We start from the raw sequence: 14,776 nt of genomic DNA on the forward strand, positions 1-14,776 counted from the left end.
CTCGACACGACCGGTGCGGCCGCGCCGCCGTCCAGTCTGCCGCAGCGCAGGGCACGCTCGTGTGCCCTGCGCTCGGTGTGTCGGGATACGGCCGTCACAGGCCGTGCGGAGGGTCCGGTCTATTTCGCGGCGGCCCGTTCGGCCAGGCGCGTGAGCAGACGATCGTGCACGGAGCCCGGCAGCATCTCGGAGACGTCGCCACCGTAGGTCGCGACCTCCTTGACGAGCGAGCTCGAAAGGTAGCTGTAGACCGGGTTGGTGGCGACGAACAGCGTGTCGACGCCGGTGAGCTTGTGGTTCATCTGCGCCATCTGCAGCTCGTAGTCGAAATCGTTGGCGCCGCGCAGGCCCTTGACGATCGCGGTGATCCCCCGCTCGCGGGCGTAGTCGACGAGCAGGCCCTGCCAGGCGTCGACCGTGACGTTCGGCAGGTGCGACGTGGCCTCGGTGAGCATCTCGAGGCGTTCGTCGATCGTGAACATCCCCTGCTTGTTGGGATTGATCGTGACGGTCACGACGACCTCGTCGAACTGGGCCGAGACCCTGCCGATGACGTCGAGGTGTCCGTTGGTGACCGGGTCGAAGGATCCTGGGCAGACCGCGCGGCTCATGACCCAGCACCGTAGCAGGTGGCGATTTCCACTCTCGTCTCGCCGTAGCGCTTCGACCTGCCGACCTCGAATCCCTGCGGCCACACCGTTTCCGGTGATCGCGACGACCGTTCGACCACGACGATCGAGCCGTCCTCGACCCAACCTCCGGACACCAGCGTCCCGAGCACGCCGGTGACGGCCTCCTCGGTCACGGCGTAGGGCGGGTCGGCCAGGACGAGGTCGTAGACGCGGTCGGGGGTGCCCGCAAGCACGGCGGATACCGGTGCGGTGCGCAGCACCGCACCGGACAGTCCGACCGTCGCGATGTTCTCGCGGATCACGCCCGCCGCCTTCGCGTCGGACTCGACGAGCATCGCGTGCTCGGCGCCGCGGGACAGCGCCTCGAGGCCGAGCGCCCCCGACCCCGCGTAGAGGTCGAGGACGGCGGCCCCGTCGATGTCCATGCGTGCGTCGAGCGAACTGAACAGGGCTTCGCGCACCCGTTCGGAGGTGGGCCGGGTTCCGCGGGGCGGCACCTTCAGGCGCCGCCCCCCTGCCCGGCCGGCGACGATCCGTGTCACTCGGCGCTGTCTCCCGTGGACACCTCGACGAGCAGGTCGCCACCTTCGACCTGTTGCACCGGCCCGATCGCGACGCGCGTGATGCGGCCGCCGCGCGGCGCGGTGATCGCGGCCTCCATCTTCATGGCCTCGATCGTGGCGACGGTGTCGCCCGCCGAGACGCTGTCGCCCTCGGACACGACGAGGGTGACCATGCCGGCGAACGGCGCCGCGACGTGACCGGGATGGTTGCGGTCGGCCTTCTCCGCGGCCGGGGTCTCCGCGGCCACCGAGCGGTCGCGCACCGACACCGGGCGCAGCTGCCCGTTGAGGATGCACATGACCGTGCGGTAACCCTTCTCGTCGGCATCGGAGATCGCCTCGAGGCCGATGAGCAGTTCGACACCCTTGTCCAGGCGCACCCGGTGCTCGTCGCCGTGCCGCAGACCGTAGAAGAACTGGTTGGCCGACAGCTCGGTGGTGTCGCCGTAGGTCTCGCGATGCTGCTCGAACTCCTTCGCGGGGCCCGGGAAGAGCAGGCGGTTGAGCATGCGGCGACGCTCGTCGGACGAACCGCCGAGGGCCTTCTCCTCCTCCGGCGCGAGCGGAGTGATCGGCTTGGGTTCGGCGCGGCCCGACAGCGCCTTGCTGCGGAAGGGCTCGGGCCAGCCGCCGGCCGGGGTCCCGAGATCGCCGCGCAGGAAGCCGATCACCGAATCGGGGATGTCGTACTTGCCGGGCTCGGCGGCGAAGTCGTCGACCGAGACCCCCGCGCCCACGAGGTGCAGCGCGAGGTCGCCGACGACCTTGCTCGACGGCGTGACCTTGATCAGGCGGCCCAGGAGGCGGTCGGCGCCGGCGTAGGCGGCCTCGACCTCCTCGAAGCGGTCGCCGAGGCCCAGCGCGATGGCCTGCTGGCGCAGGTTCGACAGCTGACCGCCGGGGATCTCGTGGGTGTAGACGCGGCCGGTCGGAGCGGGCAGCCCCGACTCGAACGGTGCGTACACCTTGCGCAGCGCCTCCCAGTACGGCTCGAGATCGCACACGGCCTGCAGATCGAGGCCGGTGTCGAACTCGCTGTTCGCCGCGGCGGCGACGATCGCCGACAGGGCGGGCTGGCTCGTCGTACCGGCCAGCGCCGCGGACGCACCGTCGACCGCGTCGGCACCGGCGTGCCAGGCCGCGAGGTAGGTGGCGAGCTGACCGCCCGGGGTGTCGTGCGTGTGCACGTGCACCGGCAGATCGAAGTTGCTCCGCAGCGCCGACACGAGCGTCGCGGCGGCCGGGGCGCGCAGCAGACCCGCCATGTCCTTGATGGCCAGGACGTGCGCACCGGCCTCGACGATCTCCTCGGCCAGACGCAGGTAGTAGTCGAGCGTGTAGATCGACTCGTTCGGGTTCGACAGGTCGCCGGTGTAGGACATCGCGACCTCGGCGAGGGTGGTGCCGGTCTCGCGCACCGCGTCGATCGCCGGACGCATCTGGTCGACGTTGTTCAGCGCGTCGAAGATGCGGAAGATGTCGATGCCGGTGTCGGCGGCCTCCTGCACGAAGGCACGGGTGACGGCCTCCGGGTAGGGGGTGTAGCCGACGGTGTTGCGTCCGCGCAGCAGCATCTGCAGGTTGATGTTCGGGATCGCCTCGCGCAGCGCCGCGAGCCGCTCCCACGGATCCTCGTGCAGGAAGCGCAGTGCGACGTCGTAGGTCGCGCCGCCCCACGCCTCGATCGACAGCAGCTGCGGCGTCATCCGGGCCACGTGCCCGGCCACCGTCAGCAGGTCCTTGCTGCGCACGCGGGTCGCGAGCAGCGACTGGTGGGCGTCGCGGAAGGTGGTGTCGGTGACGCCGATCGCCTTCTGGTCACGCAGCGCACGGGCGAAGCCCTCGGGTCCGAGCTCGAGCAGACGCTGACGCGAACCGGCCGGCGGCTCGGCGTTCAGGTCGATCGCGGGCAGCTTGTCGTGCGGGTAGACCGTGGTGGTGCGCTCGCCGTGCGGCTTGTTCACCGTCACGTCGGCGAGGTACCGCAGGATCTTGGTGCCGCGGTCGGCGGACGAGCGCAGAGTCAGCAGGTGCGGGCGCTCCTCGATGAACGAGGTGTTGACGTTGCCGCCGCGGAAGTCCTCGTCGTCGAGCACCGCCTGCAGGAACGGGATGTTCGTGGCGACACCGCGGATACGGAACTCCGCGACCGCGCGGCGCGCGCGGGCGACGGCGGTCTCGAAGTTGCGGCCGCGGCAGGTGAGCTTGACGAGCATCGAGTCGAAGTGGGCGGAGATCTCCGCGCCGACCGAGGTGCCGCCGTCGAGACGGATACCGGCACCGCCCGGAGTGCGGTAGCCGGTGATGCGGCCGGTGTCCGGACGGAACCCGTTGGCCGGGTCCTCGGTGGTGATGCGGCACTGCAGCGCCGCGCCGCGGATGGTGATGCCCTCCTGCGACAGGCCCAGTTCCTCGAGCGACTCGCCTGCGGCGATGCGCAACTGGGACTGCACGAGGTCGACGTCGGTGATCTCCTCGGTGACCGTGTGCTCGACCTGGATACGCGGGTTCATCTCGATGAACACGTGGTTGCCGCGTTCGTCGACGAGGAACTCGACGGTGCCCGCGCACTGGTAGCCGATCTCCTTGGCGAAGGCGACGGCGTCGGCGCAGATGCGGTCGCGAAGCTCGGGATCGAGATTCGGGGCGGGGGCGAGCTCGATGACCTTCTGGTGGCGGCGCTGCACCGAGCAGTCGCGCTCGTACAGGTGGATGACGTTGCCGTGCTTGTCGGCGAGGATCTGCACCTCGATGTGCCGCGGGTTGACCACGGCCTGCTCCAGGAAGACGGTGGGATCACCGAAGGCCGCGTCGGCCTCGCGGGAGGCGGCTTCGATGGCCTCGCGCAGTTGGGAGGGCTCGGCGACCCGGCGCATGCCGCGTCCGCCACCGCCGGCGACAGCCTTGACGAAGACCGGGAAGTTCATCGTTTCCGAGGCGGCGACCAGCTCGTCGACGTCCGACGACGGCTCCGACGACGCCAGCACCGGGAGGCCGGCGGCCTTCGCCGAGGCGATCGCGCGGGCCTTGTTGCCCGTCAGCTCGAGGATCTCCGCCGACGGACCGACGAAGGTGATGCCCGCTTCGGCGCACGCCGCGGCGAGGTCCGGATTCTCGGAGAGGAACCCGTAGCCGGGGTAGATCGCGTCGGCACCGGCCGACACGGCCGCTTCGACGATCTTCTCGACCGACAGATATGCGCGGACCGGGTGCCCCTCCTCACCGATCTGATAGGCCTCGTCGGCCTTCAACCGGTGCAGGGAGTTCCGGTCTTCGTACGGGAACACCGCGACCGTCCCGGCACCCAGTTCGTAGGCGGCACGGAATGCGCGGATCGCGATCTCGCCACGGTTGGCGACAAGCACTTTCGAGAACATTGGTCGACGGTACCGCGACGTAACATGCCGCCTTCGACGCGCGTTCCACATCGTGGGACAAGGCGCCCGGATGGCACGACTGGAACGATGCAGTCGGCCCCGTCGTAACACGGCGTCAACATGCCGGGCACGGCCACCGAAACCTCACCGCGGGTTCTGCGGCACGGTGTACGGAACGTAACTCAGGACTTGTCGAGATAGGCCACGCGCTCGGCGTCGAGCGCGGCCCGCACCATGCTTGCGAGCCCCGGGTGGTGTTCGAGGCCGGGATCCTTCTCCGTCACCGTCCGGGAGAAGTCGCGAGCCGCCTCGATGACGTCGGCGTCGTCGACGAGCGAGAGTAACCGCAGCGTCGACACGGTGCCGGACTGGGCGACGCCGAGGACGTCGCCCTCCCGGCGCAACTGCAGGTCGAGCTGGGCGAGTTCGAAACCGTCGGTGGTGCCGGCGACGGCCTCGAGCCGCATCATCGTCGGGGTCGCGGGCTTCGCGTCGGTCACGAGCAGGCACAGGCCCTGATGGCCGCCACGACCGACGCGACCCCGCAGCTGGTGCAACTGGCTGACACCGAACCGGTCGGCATCGACGATCACCATCACGGTCGCGTTCGGAACGTCGACACCGACCTCGACGACGGTCGTGCACACGAGCACGTCGAGCTCCGCGGCGTTGAAGGCCTGCATCACCGCGTCCTTCTCGTCGCCGGGGAGGCGACCGTGCAGCAGCCCCACCCTCAGATCCCGCAGCGGACCGGAAGTGAGGAACTCGAACTGCTCGAGCACAGAGACGGTTTCGGGCGGGGCCTGCTTGCCCTTCCCCGATCCCGACGGCTCGGGCCCGTCCGGATCGAAGAGCGCGTCGTCGTCGGAATCGCCGTCGCCGATGCGGGAACACACCACGTAGGCCTGCCGCCCCTCGGCGACCTCCTCGCGGATGCGTTCCCACGCGCGGTCGACCCACTTCGGATGCACCTTCGCCGGCACCACGCGGCTGACGATCGGCGACCGTCCTCTGGGGAGTTCGCGCAGGGTCGAGACCTCGAGGTCGCCGAGCACCGTCATCGCGATGGTGCGCGGGATGGGTGTTGCGGTCATCACCAGCACGTGCGGGGACGCGCCGTCGCGACCCCGCGAGCGCAGTGCGTCGCGCTGTTCGACACCGAAGCGGTGCTGCTCGTCGATCACCACCAGGCCGAGGTCGAAGAACTGCACCGTGTCCTCGATCAGCGCGTGCGTGCCGATGACGATGCCGGCATCGCCCGTCACCGCCTCGTTGAGCGCGGCCCGCTTGCGTGCGACCCCCATCGAGCCGGTCAGCAGGGTCACGCGGGTCGCGAGTTCGTGAGCGCCGAGTTCGCCCGCCGCGGCGAGATCGCCCAGCATCTTCGTGAGCGAGCGCGCGTGCTGCGCCGCGAGCACCTCGGTGGGTGCGAGCAACGCGCACTGCCGACCGGAGTCGATCACCTGCAGCATCGCCCGCAGCGCCACGATGGTCTTGCCGGAACCGACCTCGCCCTGGAGCAGCCGGTTCATGGGGTGTTCGCGTGCGAGATCGGCCGCGATCTCGTCGGCCACCGAGAGCTGCCCGGCCGTCAGTTCGAAGGGCAGCCGCCGGTCGAACTCGTCGGCGATCCCGCCCTCGCGGCGCGGGCAGGACGGCGCCGACCGCACCTCGACGTCGTGCCGGCGTCCGGCGAGCACGAGCTGCACGGCGGCGGCCTCGTCGAACCGCAGACGGTCGCGTGCCCGGTCGATCTCCTGCTTCGTGTCGGGCAGGTGGATCGAGCGGAGCGCCTCGTCGAGACCCACGAAGCCGTGCTCGTCGCGCACCCACTCGGGCAGCGGATCGTCGACGTGGTCGAGCTGGTCGAGCACCTGCCGCACGCAGCGCATGACGGTCCACGACTCGACCTCGCGGGTCGCGCGGTACATCGGGATCAGCGCGCGGTCGAAGACCGACATGTCGACTCCCGATCCGTCCTGCGCGGTGCGGGCGAGACCCGCCAGGGCGCCGGCGCCCCGCACCCGCGCGGGGGTCGCCGAGACCAGGTCCTCGGCGTCGCGCGGTTCGGGCAGCACGAGATAGCTCGGATGGGTCAGGCTCCACTTGTCGCGGAAGTACTTCACGGTGCCGGAGAACATCGCGCGCACGCCGGGCTTGATATTGTGCTTGACCCGGTGCGGGTTGAAGAAGGTGACGTCGATGCTGTGGCGATCGGAGCGCAACCGCACCGCGAGGCGTTTGCCGGCGCGGGATTTCATCGGCACCTCCTGCGCCGACTCGACCCGCGCGATGATCGTGATGTGCTGGCCCTCCGCGGGCCGGCTCTCGCCGAGTTCGGCGCCCTGGGTGGCGTAGCGGTGCGGATAGTGCCTCAGTAGATCCTCGACGGTGGTCATCCCGAACGCGTCGTGCAAGGCGTCCGCCGTCTTGCGGCCGAGGACATGATCGAGCCGGTCCGCGAGTGTCGCCACTGCCGTCCCTTCCGCTACTCCTGCGGTGGCCTCGCGGCGCACCGGCTACTCGACGCCGAGCTGCAGCAGGTCGCCGCGCTGACCGCCCTGGTAGACCACCACGTCGATCTCCGGGTGACGGCGATCGAGGTGGGCGGCCAGTTGCTCGACGAGTCCGTCGGGGGCGTCGGCGCCGACCAGCATCGTCACGAGCTCGCCGCCCGCGGCGAGAATCCTGTCGAGCAGCGACGCTCCCGCTGTCACCAGATCATGCTCGATCACTACGACATCATGGCCGGCCAGTCCGAGACTGTCGCCGGGCTCGCACGTTCCGACCCAGGTCAGCGCGCGTTCGTTCGCGTACCGCAGCGATCCCCAGCGCACGCACGACGCCGCCTCCGACATCGCGAAGGCGTCGTCGACCGTCGCGCGCATCGGATCGTGCACGGCCAACGAGGCCAGCCCCTGGACGACGGAGGAGGACGGCAGGAACATCACGTCACGGTCGTCCCGCCGCGCCCGGGCGCCCACGGCGACGACGTCCTGCGCGGAGAGCGCACCGTTGGGCAGCACCAGGACGTCCCGGCTCGGCAGTGCCCGGATCGCCTCGAGCAGTTCGTCCGGGGCTGAGATCTCCTCGGCCCGCAGCACCCGGGCACCCTCCGCCTCGAACAGTTCGGCCGCGCCCTCGCCGCCCACCACTGCAAGGACCGCCCGGGACTGTTCCTCCGCCGACTCGGCACGGACCCGGGCGGGAGCCGTGCCCAGCGCGACGGGACCGTCGCCGCACCCGCGACGCGCGGACTCGAGCGCGAAGCACGTGATGTCGATGCGGCTCAGCGAACCCGCCGCGAGACCGGCCTCCACGGCAGCTCCGGGCTCGCAGCAGTGCACGTGAACGGACCAGCACCCCGATCCCCCGGAAACGATCGCGACCGAGTCGCCGAGCGCGTCGAGGGAGGACCTCAAGGCATCCATGCGCGCGTCGTCGGAATTCCCGACGAGATACATCACTTCGTACTCCTGCTGGTCGCTGTCGTGACGTTCGTCGACGATCTCGGGTTCGACGACAGGCCGCGAGGTGCCGGCGAGCACCATCCGGCGATCGGGCCGTATTCCGGTGGTGACCTCCACCAGGCAGTCGAGCAGCACGAGCAGGCCGAGGCCGCCGGCGTCGACGACCCCTGCCTCGGCGAGGACGTCGAGCTGGGTGGTGGTGCGCTGCAGCGCGTCGGCGGCGGCGTCGGCACTCGCGACGGCGACATCGCACACGGTCGCATCCGTCTCCGAGGCGACGCGGGTCGCGCCCTCGGCCGCAGCTTCGAGGACGCTGACGATGGTGCCCTTCGCGGGTGCGCTGAGCGCTCCGGTCACGAGCGTCGCGGCGTTGGAGAAGGCGGCGGCGAGGTCCCGGGCGCCGACCGTCGTCAGTCCCGCGATCGCGTCGGCGAGACCGCGCAGTGCCTGTGCCAGGATGATCCCGGAATTGCCCCGCGCTCCGGCGAAAGCACCACGCGCGAGCCCTTCGGCGACGTCGGATGCGGTGAGCGCGCCGTCCACGGGCCCGCCGATCCGGGCCGCCGCGGCCTGCAGGGTGATCAGCAGATTGTTTCCGGTGTCCCCGTCGGGCACCGGGAAGACGTTGAGCGAGTTGATCTCCGCTCGGCGCTGTTCGAGCGCTTCCACACCGAACTCGACCCACCGGCGCAGCGCCCGCCCGTCCACCGTGTCCTCGGCTCCGAGCAACGATTCCACCCCCTTCGCCTCGTCCTGCGGGCATCGTCCACCTCTGCGATCGGTACCGTTGCGCACGGTGCCGAGCCCTGGCGAACAGGTTAGCCGCGAGTCGTCGCACCGTCCGGTTTGGCCAACCGCCCTCGAGTTCGCTAAGCTTGCCGGGTTGCCTCGCACGGGCGGCTCGTTCCCCGTGTTCGCAAGGCGAAACAACAGACAGAAGATCTATCCACTAGACACAAGGAGTTCGCGACATGGCTGCCGTCTGCGACGTATGCGCCAAGGGCCCCGGCTTCGGGAAGTCGGTCTCGCACTCGCACCGGCGTACCAACCGTCGCTGGAACCCGAACATCCAGAGCGTGCGCGCTCAGGTTGCACCGGGCAACACCCGCAAGATGAACGTGTGCACCTCCTGCCTCAAGGCCGGCAAGGTCGTCCGCGGCTGATTCCCGGTCGAGTCGTCGCGAAGGCCCCCTGCGCTGATTGCGCAGGGGGCCTTCGCCGTTCGATCCTGCGGCCGGATATCGTGCGGGAATGACCGAGAACCAAGTTTCCTTCCCCGACAGCGACTCTCTCCGTTCACTGGTGAGCGTGGAGGACCGCGTCCTGCGGATCGCCGTGGCGACCTCCGAGCACGGCACCTCCCTGTCCCCCGCAGGGATGGAGCAGGGTATCGCAGCCCTGCGTGCGGCAGGCCCGGAGATCGGCGCCGTGCTGCTCGTCGGTGAGGGTGCGAACTTCTGCGCGGGTGGCAACGTCCACGGATTCGCCGCGGCCGAGGACCGTGGCGCCCACCTGCTCGAGATCGCGAACCTCTTCCATGACTTCGTGCGCGCACTGGAGAAGGCGGCCGTGCCGGTCGTCGCCGCCGTGCACGGCTGGGCCGCCGGCGCCGGCATGAGCCTGGCGCTGCTCGCCGACATCGCGCTCGCCGGCCCCGGCACGAAGATGCGCGCCGCGTACCCGTCGATCGGTTTCTCCCCCGACGGCGGCATGTCGTGGACCCTGCCGCGGATCGTCGGCCCGTCGCGGGCACGGGAGATCATCATGACCGACGCCGTGATCGGCGCCGACGAAGCCGTGCGCCTGGGTCTGCTCAGCCGGCTCGTCGCCGACGGCGAGATCCAGAGCGAAGGGTTGCGACTCGCACGAACCCTCGCGCACGGCCCCACGCAGTCCTACGCCGCCATCCGCTCGCTCGTGGCGGGCTCGGCCGGACGATCGCTGTCCGACCACCTCGATGCCGAAGCCGCCTCGATCTCCGCGGCCGCGACGACGCCCACGGGTATCGAGGGTGTCGACGCCTTCGTCGCCAAGCGGCGTCCGGACTGGGATTCGGCCCGCGCCTGACATCCGGGCGGCGGATCGGTGGTCAGGGCAGTCGCCAGTCCACCGGTTCGCCGCCCTGCTCGACGAGCAGGGCGTTCGCGCGGCTGAACGGACGCGACCCGAAGAATCCGCGTGAGGCCGACAGCGGGGACGGGTGCGCCGACTTCACGGTGGGCACACCACCGAGCATGGGTTCGAGGGTCGCCGCGTCGCGGCCCCACAGGATCGCGACGAGCGGGGTACCGCGCGCGACCAGCGCGCGGATCGCCTGCTCGGTGACGGCCTCCCAGCCCTTGCCGCGATGCGAGGCCGGCTGGCCCGGCGCGACGGTGAGGACCCGGTTGAGCAACAGGACACCGTGCTCGGTCCACGGCGACAGGTCGCCCGTGGAGGGCTGCGGCAGACCGAGATCGTCGGTGTACTCGCGGTAGATGTTGGCGAGACTGCGCGGGATCGGCCGGACGGCCGGAGCCACCGAGAAGCTCAGTCCCACAGCGTGACCCGGAGTGGGATAGGGATCCTGCCCGACGATCAGGACGCGGACGGACTCGAACGGCTGTGTGAAGGCACGCAGCACGTTCGGACCGGACGGCAGGTAACTGCGGCCCGCGGCGAGTTCGGCGCGGAGGAACTGCCCCATCGCGGTGATGTCACCTGTGACGGGTTCGAGTGCTCGCGCCCAGCCCGGGTCGACGAGTTCGGACAGGGGCCGACCGGCACGGGGCTCGTCCGCTCCCCCGTCCGCGGACTGTGTGTCGACGGTGTCGGCCACCTGTCACTCCTGGTCGATGCGGCGGAGAGCGGTCCGGTAGTAGGCGGCGTTCGCCGCATACATCTCGGCGTTGGGGTCGAATTCGTTCTCGGGGATCTCGTAGCCCTCGCGGACCTTCGCGGGGATGCCCATCGCCATGCGGCGGGGCGGAAGTTCGAAGCGCGGTGGGATCAGGGCGCCGGCGGCGACCTGCGCCCCGGCGCCGATGACCGATCCGTTGAGGACGAGCGAACCCGAGCCGATCAGCGCGCCGTCACCGATCGTGGAGCCCTCGATGTGCGCGTTGTGCCCGACGACGCACCGCGCGCCGATGACGGTGGCATCGATCGCGGTGCAGTGGATGATCGTGCCGTCCTGGATGTTGGTCTTCTCCCCCACGGTGATCGTGCCGTAGTCCCCGCGCAGCACCGCCGAGGGCCACACGGAGGCACCGGCACCGAGGGTGACGTTGCCGATCACGACCGCGTCGGGGTGAACCCACGCGTCGGGATGGATATCGGGGACACGCTCGCCGAGTGCGTAGACAGCCATGACTGCAGAACCTATCTCGAGCGAACCCCACCCGAAGTGGTCGCCCTAGTGACCAGCGCCCGCCGCAAAGCTCTCCCAGCCTCCGGATCCGTCGCGGCGCTGCCCGTCGACGGTGACGCCGAAGCCTTCCAGGACCACGCCGATCGGCCGCCATCCGTCCGGCAGTGCGACCTCGCGAGGGAAGCACGCTGCGAGGGCATGGTCCTCGCCGCCGGTGAGGATCCATTCCCACGGGTCGGCCGCCAGCACCCGACCGGTCTCGCGGAGTTGCGTGTCGGGAGCGAGCGCACCGGAGTCGAGGTCGATCGCGACCTCCGAAGCCGTGCAGATGTGCTCGAGATCGGCGACGAGACCGTCGGAGATGTCGGTGCATGCGTGGGCGCCTGCTGCGGCCGCTGCAGGACCTGCGGCGTAGGGCGGAGTGGGCACACGATGCGCCGCGACGAGTTCGGGGAAGTCCCGGTTGCCGGACAGCAGCAGGGCCAGACCCGCCGCGGAACGACCGGTGCGACCGGCGAGGGCGACGACGTCGCCGGGGCGGGCGGTGGAGCGGAGCAGCGGTGGCCGTCCGTCGAGTTCGCCGAGCACGGTGACCGAGACGATCACCTGACCCGCTTGCACGAGATCGCCTCCCACGACTCCGGCGCCGATCTCCTCCGCAGCCTCCCCGATGCCCGCCGAGATGCCGTCGAGCACGGCGACGGGAGTCTCGGGCGGACAACCGAGGCCGACGACGAAGGCCGTGGGGCGGGCGCCGACCGCGGCGACATCGGCTCCGTTCTGGGCGACCGCCTTGCGTCCGACCTCTTCCGGGCTCGACCAGTCGAACCGGAAGTGACGTCCTTCGACCAGCATGTCGGTCGAGATCGCGATGCGCCCGTCGGATGCTGTCACGACCGCTGCGTCGTGGCCCGGCCCGACGAGTGTGCTGTCGGGTTGCCGCCGTGCTCTCACCGCGCGCTCGATCACGGGGAATTCGCCGATGTCGGCGACGGTGGGTCCGCTCGGGTTCGTCACGGTGACGGTCGCCTCTTTCTCGGTCGGCGGTGGGAGAGAGCCGGCACGTGCCCTGCTACGTTCGATCACGCTACCGCCCCCTGTCCCCGAGCCCGGATGCTGGACACGATGAACGACACCTCTGCTTCCGATCGCGAACCTTCCGACGACGCCCCCGTCGAGGCACCCGGATCGGACGGGATGCGACGCAGTCCCGCTCTGATCGCCACGGCGATCGCACTGCCCGTCGCCCTGCTGGTCGGAGTGGTGGTGGCGGCCGTGATCGTGTCGCAGTCACCGGTGAATACACCCGTGGGTCTCGGTCCCGTGCCCGCTCCGGAGGCGGAATCCGAATCCTGCTCGCAGTTGCTCGACGCGCTGCCGGAGGAGCTCGGCGACTACACGCGCGCCGAACTGGCCGATCCGGCACCGGTGGGTGCTGCGGCCTGGCAGTCGGACGACGGCGAGGAGGTCGTCCTGCGTTGCGGTCTCGACCGGCCCGACCAGTTCGACCGAGCGGCGGCGCTGCAGGTGATCGACGACGTGCAGTGGTTCGAGGTGTCGGGGGCCGAGCAGGGCATCCCGGCGAGTACGTGGTTCGCCGTCGACCGTCCGGTCTACGTGGCCTTGACCGTGCCCGACGGATCCGGGCCGACCCCGCTGCAGGACATCACGGCGACGATCTCCGCGGCGCTCCCGCAGCAGGAGATCGATCCGGCGCCGATCCGCTGAGCCGACCGTGTTCGTCGCCGCGTCGATCAGGACGCGTGCATGGTCCCCGTGCGCTGGTAGCGCTCGTGGAAGGAGAACGCCTCACCGAGCAGGTGCGGGGTGTGACCTGCTCCGGGGGTGGCTTCTGCGCGCTCGATGTAGTCGAGCAGTTCGGCGCGGTAGTCGGGATGCGCGCAGCGCTCCACGACGACCCGCGACCGACGGCGGGGGGACAGTGCGCGCAGATCGGCGAGACCCTGTTCGGTCACGATGACCTGCACGTCGTGCTCGGTGTGGTCGACGTGCGGCACCATCGGGACGATCGACGAGATCGCGCCGTCGCGGGCCGTCGACGGGCTCAGGAACATCGACAGGTAGCCGTTGCGCGCGAAGTCGCCGGAGCCACCGATGCCGTTCATGATGCGGGTGCCCATCACGTGGGTGGAGTTGACGTTGCCGTACACGTCGGCTTCGAGCATGCCGTTCATGGCGATGATGCCGAGTCGGCGGACGATCTCGGGGTGGTTGCTGATCTCCTGCGGCCGCAACATGATGTGGTCGCGGTAGAAGTCGATGTTCTCGACGAAGTCGTTCAGCCCCGCTTCGGACAGTGCGAGGGAAGTCGCCGAGGCGAACCGGACGGTGCCGTGTTTGACGAGGTCGAGCATGCCGTCCTGGATGACCTCCGAGTAGCAGGTCAGCCCCCGGTACGGTCCGCTGTCGAGACCGGCGAGAACGGCGTTGGCGACGTTGCCGACACCCGACTGCAGCGGAAGCAGCGTGTCGGCGGGCAGCCGTCCCGCGGCGACCTCGTGCGCGAAGAAGTCGAGGACGTGGTCGGCGATGGCCCGGCTGGTGGCGTCGGGCGCCGTGAGCGCGGTGGCGCTGTCGGGACGGTCGGTCTCGACGACCGCGACGACGCGTTCCGGATCGATCCGGAAGTAGGGCTGGCCGATGCGGTCCTCGACGTCGGTGAGGTCGATCGGACGACGGTTCGGGGGAAGCGCGGTGCCGTAGTAGACGTCGTGCACGCCGTCCATGGCGGCGGGGATCCACGAGTTGACCTCGAGGATCACCTTCTCGGCGACGTCGAGCCAGGTCTTGTTGTTACCGATGGACGTGGCGGGGATCAGCTCGCCCGTCTCCGTGATGCCGGAGATCTCGACGACGGCGACGTCGATGTGTCCGTAGTAGCCCTCCCAGACCTGCTGGGCGACGTGCGACAGGTGTATGTCGACGTAGTCCATCCGGCCTTCGTTGATCCGCCCTCGGGCGGTGGGCTCTGCCTGGTACGGCATACGCAGCGCGATTCCGTCGACGTCGGCGAGCATGCGCTCGGTGTCGGAGGCCACCGACGCTCCGGTGAGCAGGTTGATCCGGAAGTCGCCGCCGGTCGCCCGCGTGCGCCGGATGTGTTCGGCGAGGGCCGGGGTCACTGCCTTCGGGGTGCCTGCGCTGGCGAAGCCGCTGATGGCGACCGTGTCGCCGTGGCGAATCCACTGGACGGCGTCCTGAGCCGACACGATCTTCTTGCGGTAGGTCTCATGACGTACCCGAGCCTCGGCCGGGGTCACGACGACCGACTCCACAGACGGCGCTGCGGGGGATGAAAGGGCTGCGTACATGACGACGACCATAGCGACGCGGATGATCCGCTCATCACACTCGGTCCGGATCA

12 protein-coding genes are annotated in these 14,776 nt (G+C 70.0%); 3 read left to right on the top strand and 9 right to left on the bottom strand.

Translation table 11 applies throughout. The features are described 5' to 3' along the window. Positions 1–119: 119 nt before the first annotated feature. The 5 genes from coaD to NVV99_RS03630 all read right to left on the bottom strand — a co-directional run bounded on the left by coaD (position 120) and on the right by NVV99_RS03630 (position 8,780). Complete coding sequence (gene coaD / locus NVV99_RS03610; protein ID WP_006551205.1) at positions 120–611, bottom strand: pantetheine-phosphate adenylyltransferase; 492 nt, start codon at positions 609–611, stop codon at positions 120–122. Continuing rightward, complete coding sequence (gene rsmD, locus NVV99_RS03615; protein WP_006551204.1) at positions 608–1,174, bottom strand: 16S rRNA (guanine(966)-N(2))-methyltransferase RsmD; 567 nt, start codon at positions 1,172–1,174, stop codon at positions 608–610. Before rsmD ends, coaD begins: the two co-directional genes overlap by 4 nt. Then, positions 1,171–4,572 carry a pyruvate carboxylase gene (locus tag NVV99_RS03620; RefSeq protein ID WP_024100614.1) on the bottom strand — a complete coding sequence of 1,134 codons (3,402 nt, stop codon included), beginning with the start codon at positions 4,570–4,572 and terminating at the stop codon, positions 1,171–1,173. The genes rsmD and NVV99_RS03620 overlap by 4 nt, the downstream gene beginning before the upstream one ends. Positions 4,573–4,754: 182 nt before the next feature. Continuing rightward, the gene (gene recG / locus NVV99_RS03625) at positions 4,755–7,046 is read right to left on the bottom strand and encodes an ATP-dependent DNA helicase RecG (protein ID WP_019289081.1); all 2,292 of its coding nucleotides are present in this window, start codon (positions 7,044–7,046) and stop codon (positions 4,755–4,757) included. A 45-nt stretch (positions 7,047–7,091) separates the two neighbouring features. Next, positions 7,092–8,780, bottom strand: a complete 1,689-nt coding sequence (locus NVV99_RS03630; protein WP_033096480.1) for a DAK2 domain-containing protein — start codon at positions 8,778–8,780, stop codon at positions 7,092–7,094. A gap of 233 nt (positions 8,781–9,013) precedes the next feature. On the opposite strand from NVV99_RS03630, the gene rpmB reads away from it, so the two are divergent. Together rpmB and NVV99_RS03640 are read left to right on the top strand one after the other, a co-directional pair. Next, positions 9,014–9,205: a 50S ribosomal protein L28 gene (rpmB, locus tag NVV99_RS03635; protein ID WP_006551201.1), complete on the top strand. Its 192-nt coding sequence runs from the start codon at positions 9,014–9,016 to the stop codon at positions 9,203–9,205. A gap of 88 nt (positions 9,206–9,293) precedes the next feature. Further along, positions 9,294–10,109, top strand: coding sequence for an enoyl-CoA hydratase/isomerase family protein (locus NVV99_RS03640; RefSeq protein WP_006551200.1), 816 nt, complete (start codon positions 9,294–9,296; stop codon positions 10,107–10,109). Positions 10,110–10,131: 22 nt separating this feature from the next. On the opposite strand, the gene NVV99_RS03645 is transcribed toward NVV99_RS03640, so the two are convergent. From NVV99_RS03645 to NVV99_RS03655, 3 genes are read right to left on the bottom strand one after another with little or no spacing between them, the layout of a single operon-like run. Next, the gene (locus tag NVV99_RS03645; protein ID WP_024100611.1) at positions 10,132–10,860 is read right to left on the bottom strand and encodes a uracil-DNA glycosylase; all 729 of its coding nucleotides are present in this window, start codon (positions 10,858–10,860) and stop codon (positions 10,132–10,134) included. A gap of 3 nt (positions 10,861–10,863) precedes the next feature. Next, complete coding sequence (locus NVV99_RS03650) at positions 10,864–11,391, bottom strand: gamma carbonic anhydrase family protein (protein ID WP_024100610.1); 528 nt, start codon at positions 11,389–11,391, stop codon at positions 10,864–10,866. Positions 11,392–11,436: 45 nt separating this feature from the next. Then, entirely contained in the window at positions 11,437–12,408 is a 972-nt protein-coding gene (locus NVV99_RS03655) for a thiamine-phosphate kinase (protein WP_024100609.1), read from the bottom strand. A gap of 180 nt (positions 12,409–12,588) precedes the next feature. Here NVV99_RS03655 and NVV99_RS03660 point away from each other — a divergent pair, with 180 nt between their 5' ends. Next, positions 12,589–13,119, top strand: coding sequence for a DUF3515 domain-containing protein (locus NVV99_RS03660; protein ID WP_228045113.1), 531 nt, complete (start codon positions 12,589–12,591; stop codon positions 13,117–13,119). Positions 13,120–13,145: 26 nt separating this feature from the next. Here the strand turns inward: NVV99_RS03660 and NVV99_RS03665 are convergent, their stop codons facing one another. Further along, on the bottom strand, positions 13,146–14,687 hold the full coding sequence (locus tag NVV99_RS03665) for an acetyl-CoA hydrolase/transferase family protein (protein WP_024100607.1): 1,542 nt from the start codon (positions 14,685–14,687) through the stop codon (positions 13,146–13,148). Between the last annotated feature and the right edge of the window lie 89 nt (positions 14,688–14,776).

The organism is Rhodococcus sp. PAE-6 (genome assembly GCF_025290685.1).
Classification (GTDB): domain Bacteria; phylum Actinomycetota; class Actinomycetes; order Mycobacteriales; family Mycobacteriaceae; genus Rhodococcus; species Rhodococcus pyridinivorans.

Bases quoted from the DNA above. Each gene is read 5' to 3' on its own strand.
- NVV99_RS03650 (WP_024100610.1), bottom strand. From the start codon at position 11,391: ATGGCTGTCTACGCACTCGGCGAGCGTGTCCCCGATATCCATCCCGAC.
- NVV99_RS03620 (WP_024100614.1), bottom strand. From the start codon at position 4,572: ATGTTCTCGAAAGTGCTTGTCGCCAACCGTGGCGAGATCGCGATCCGC.
- NVV99_RS03640 (WP_006551200.1), top strand. From the start codon at position 9,294: ATGACCGAGAACCAAGTTTCCTTCCCCGACAGCGACTCTCTCCGTTCA.
- coaD (WP_006551205.1), bottom strand. From the start codon at position 611: ATGAGCCGCGCGGTCTGCCCAGGATCCTTCGACCCGGTCACCAACGGA.
- NVV99_RS03660 (WP_228045113.1), top strand. From the start codon at position 12,589: ATGCGACGCAGTCCCGCTCTGATCGCCACGGCGATCGCACTGCCCGTC.
- rpmB (WP_006551201.1), top strand. From the start codon at position 9,014: ATGGCTGCCGTCTGCGACGTATGCGCCAAGGGCCCCGGCTTCGGGAAG.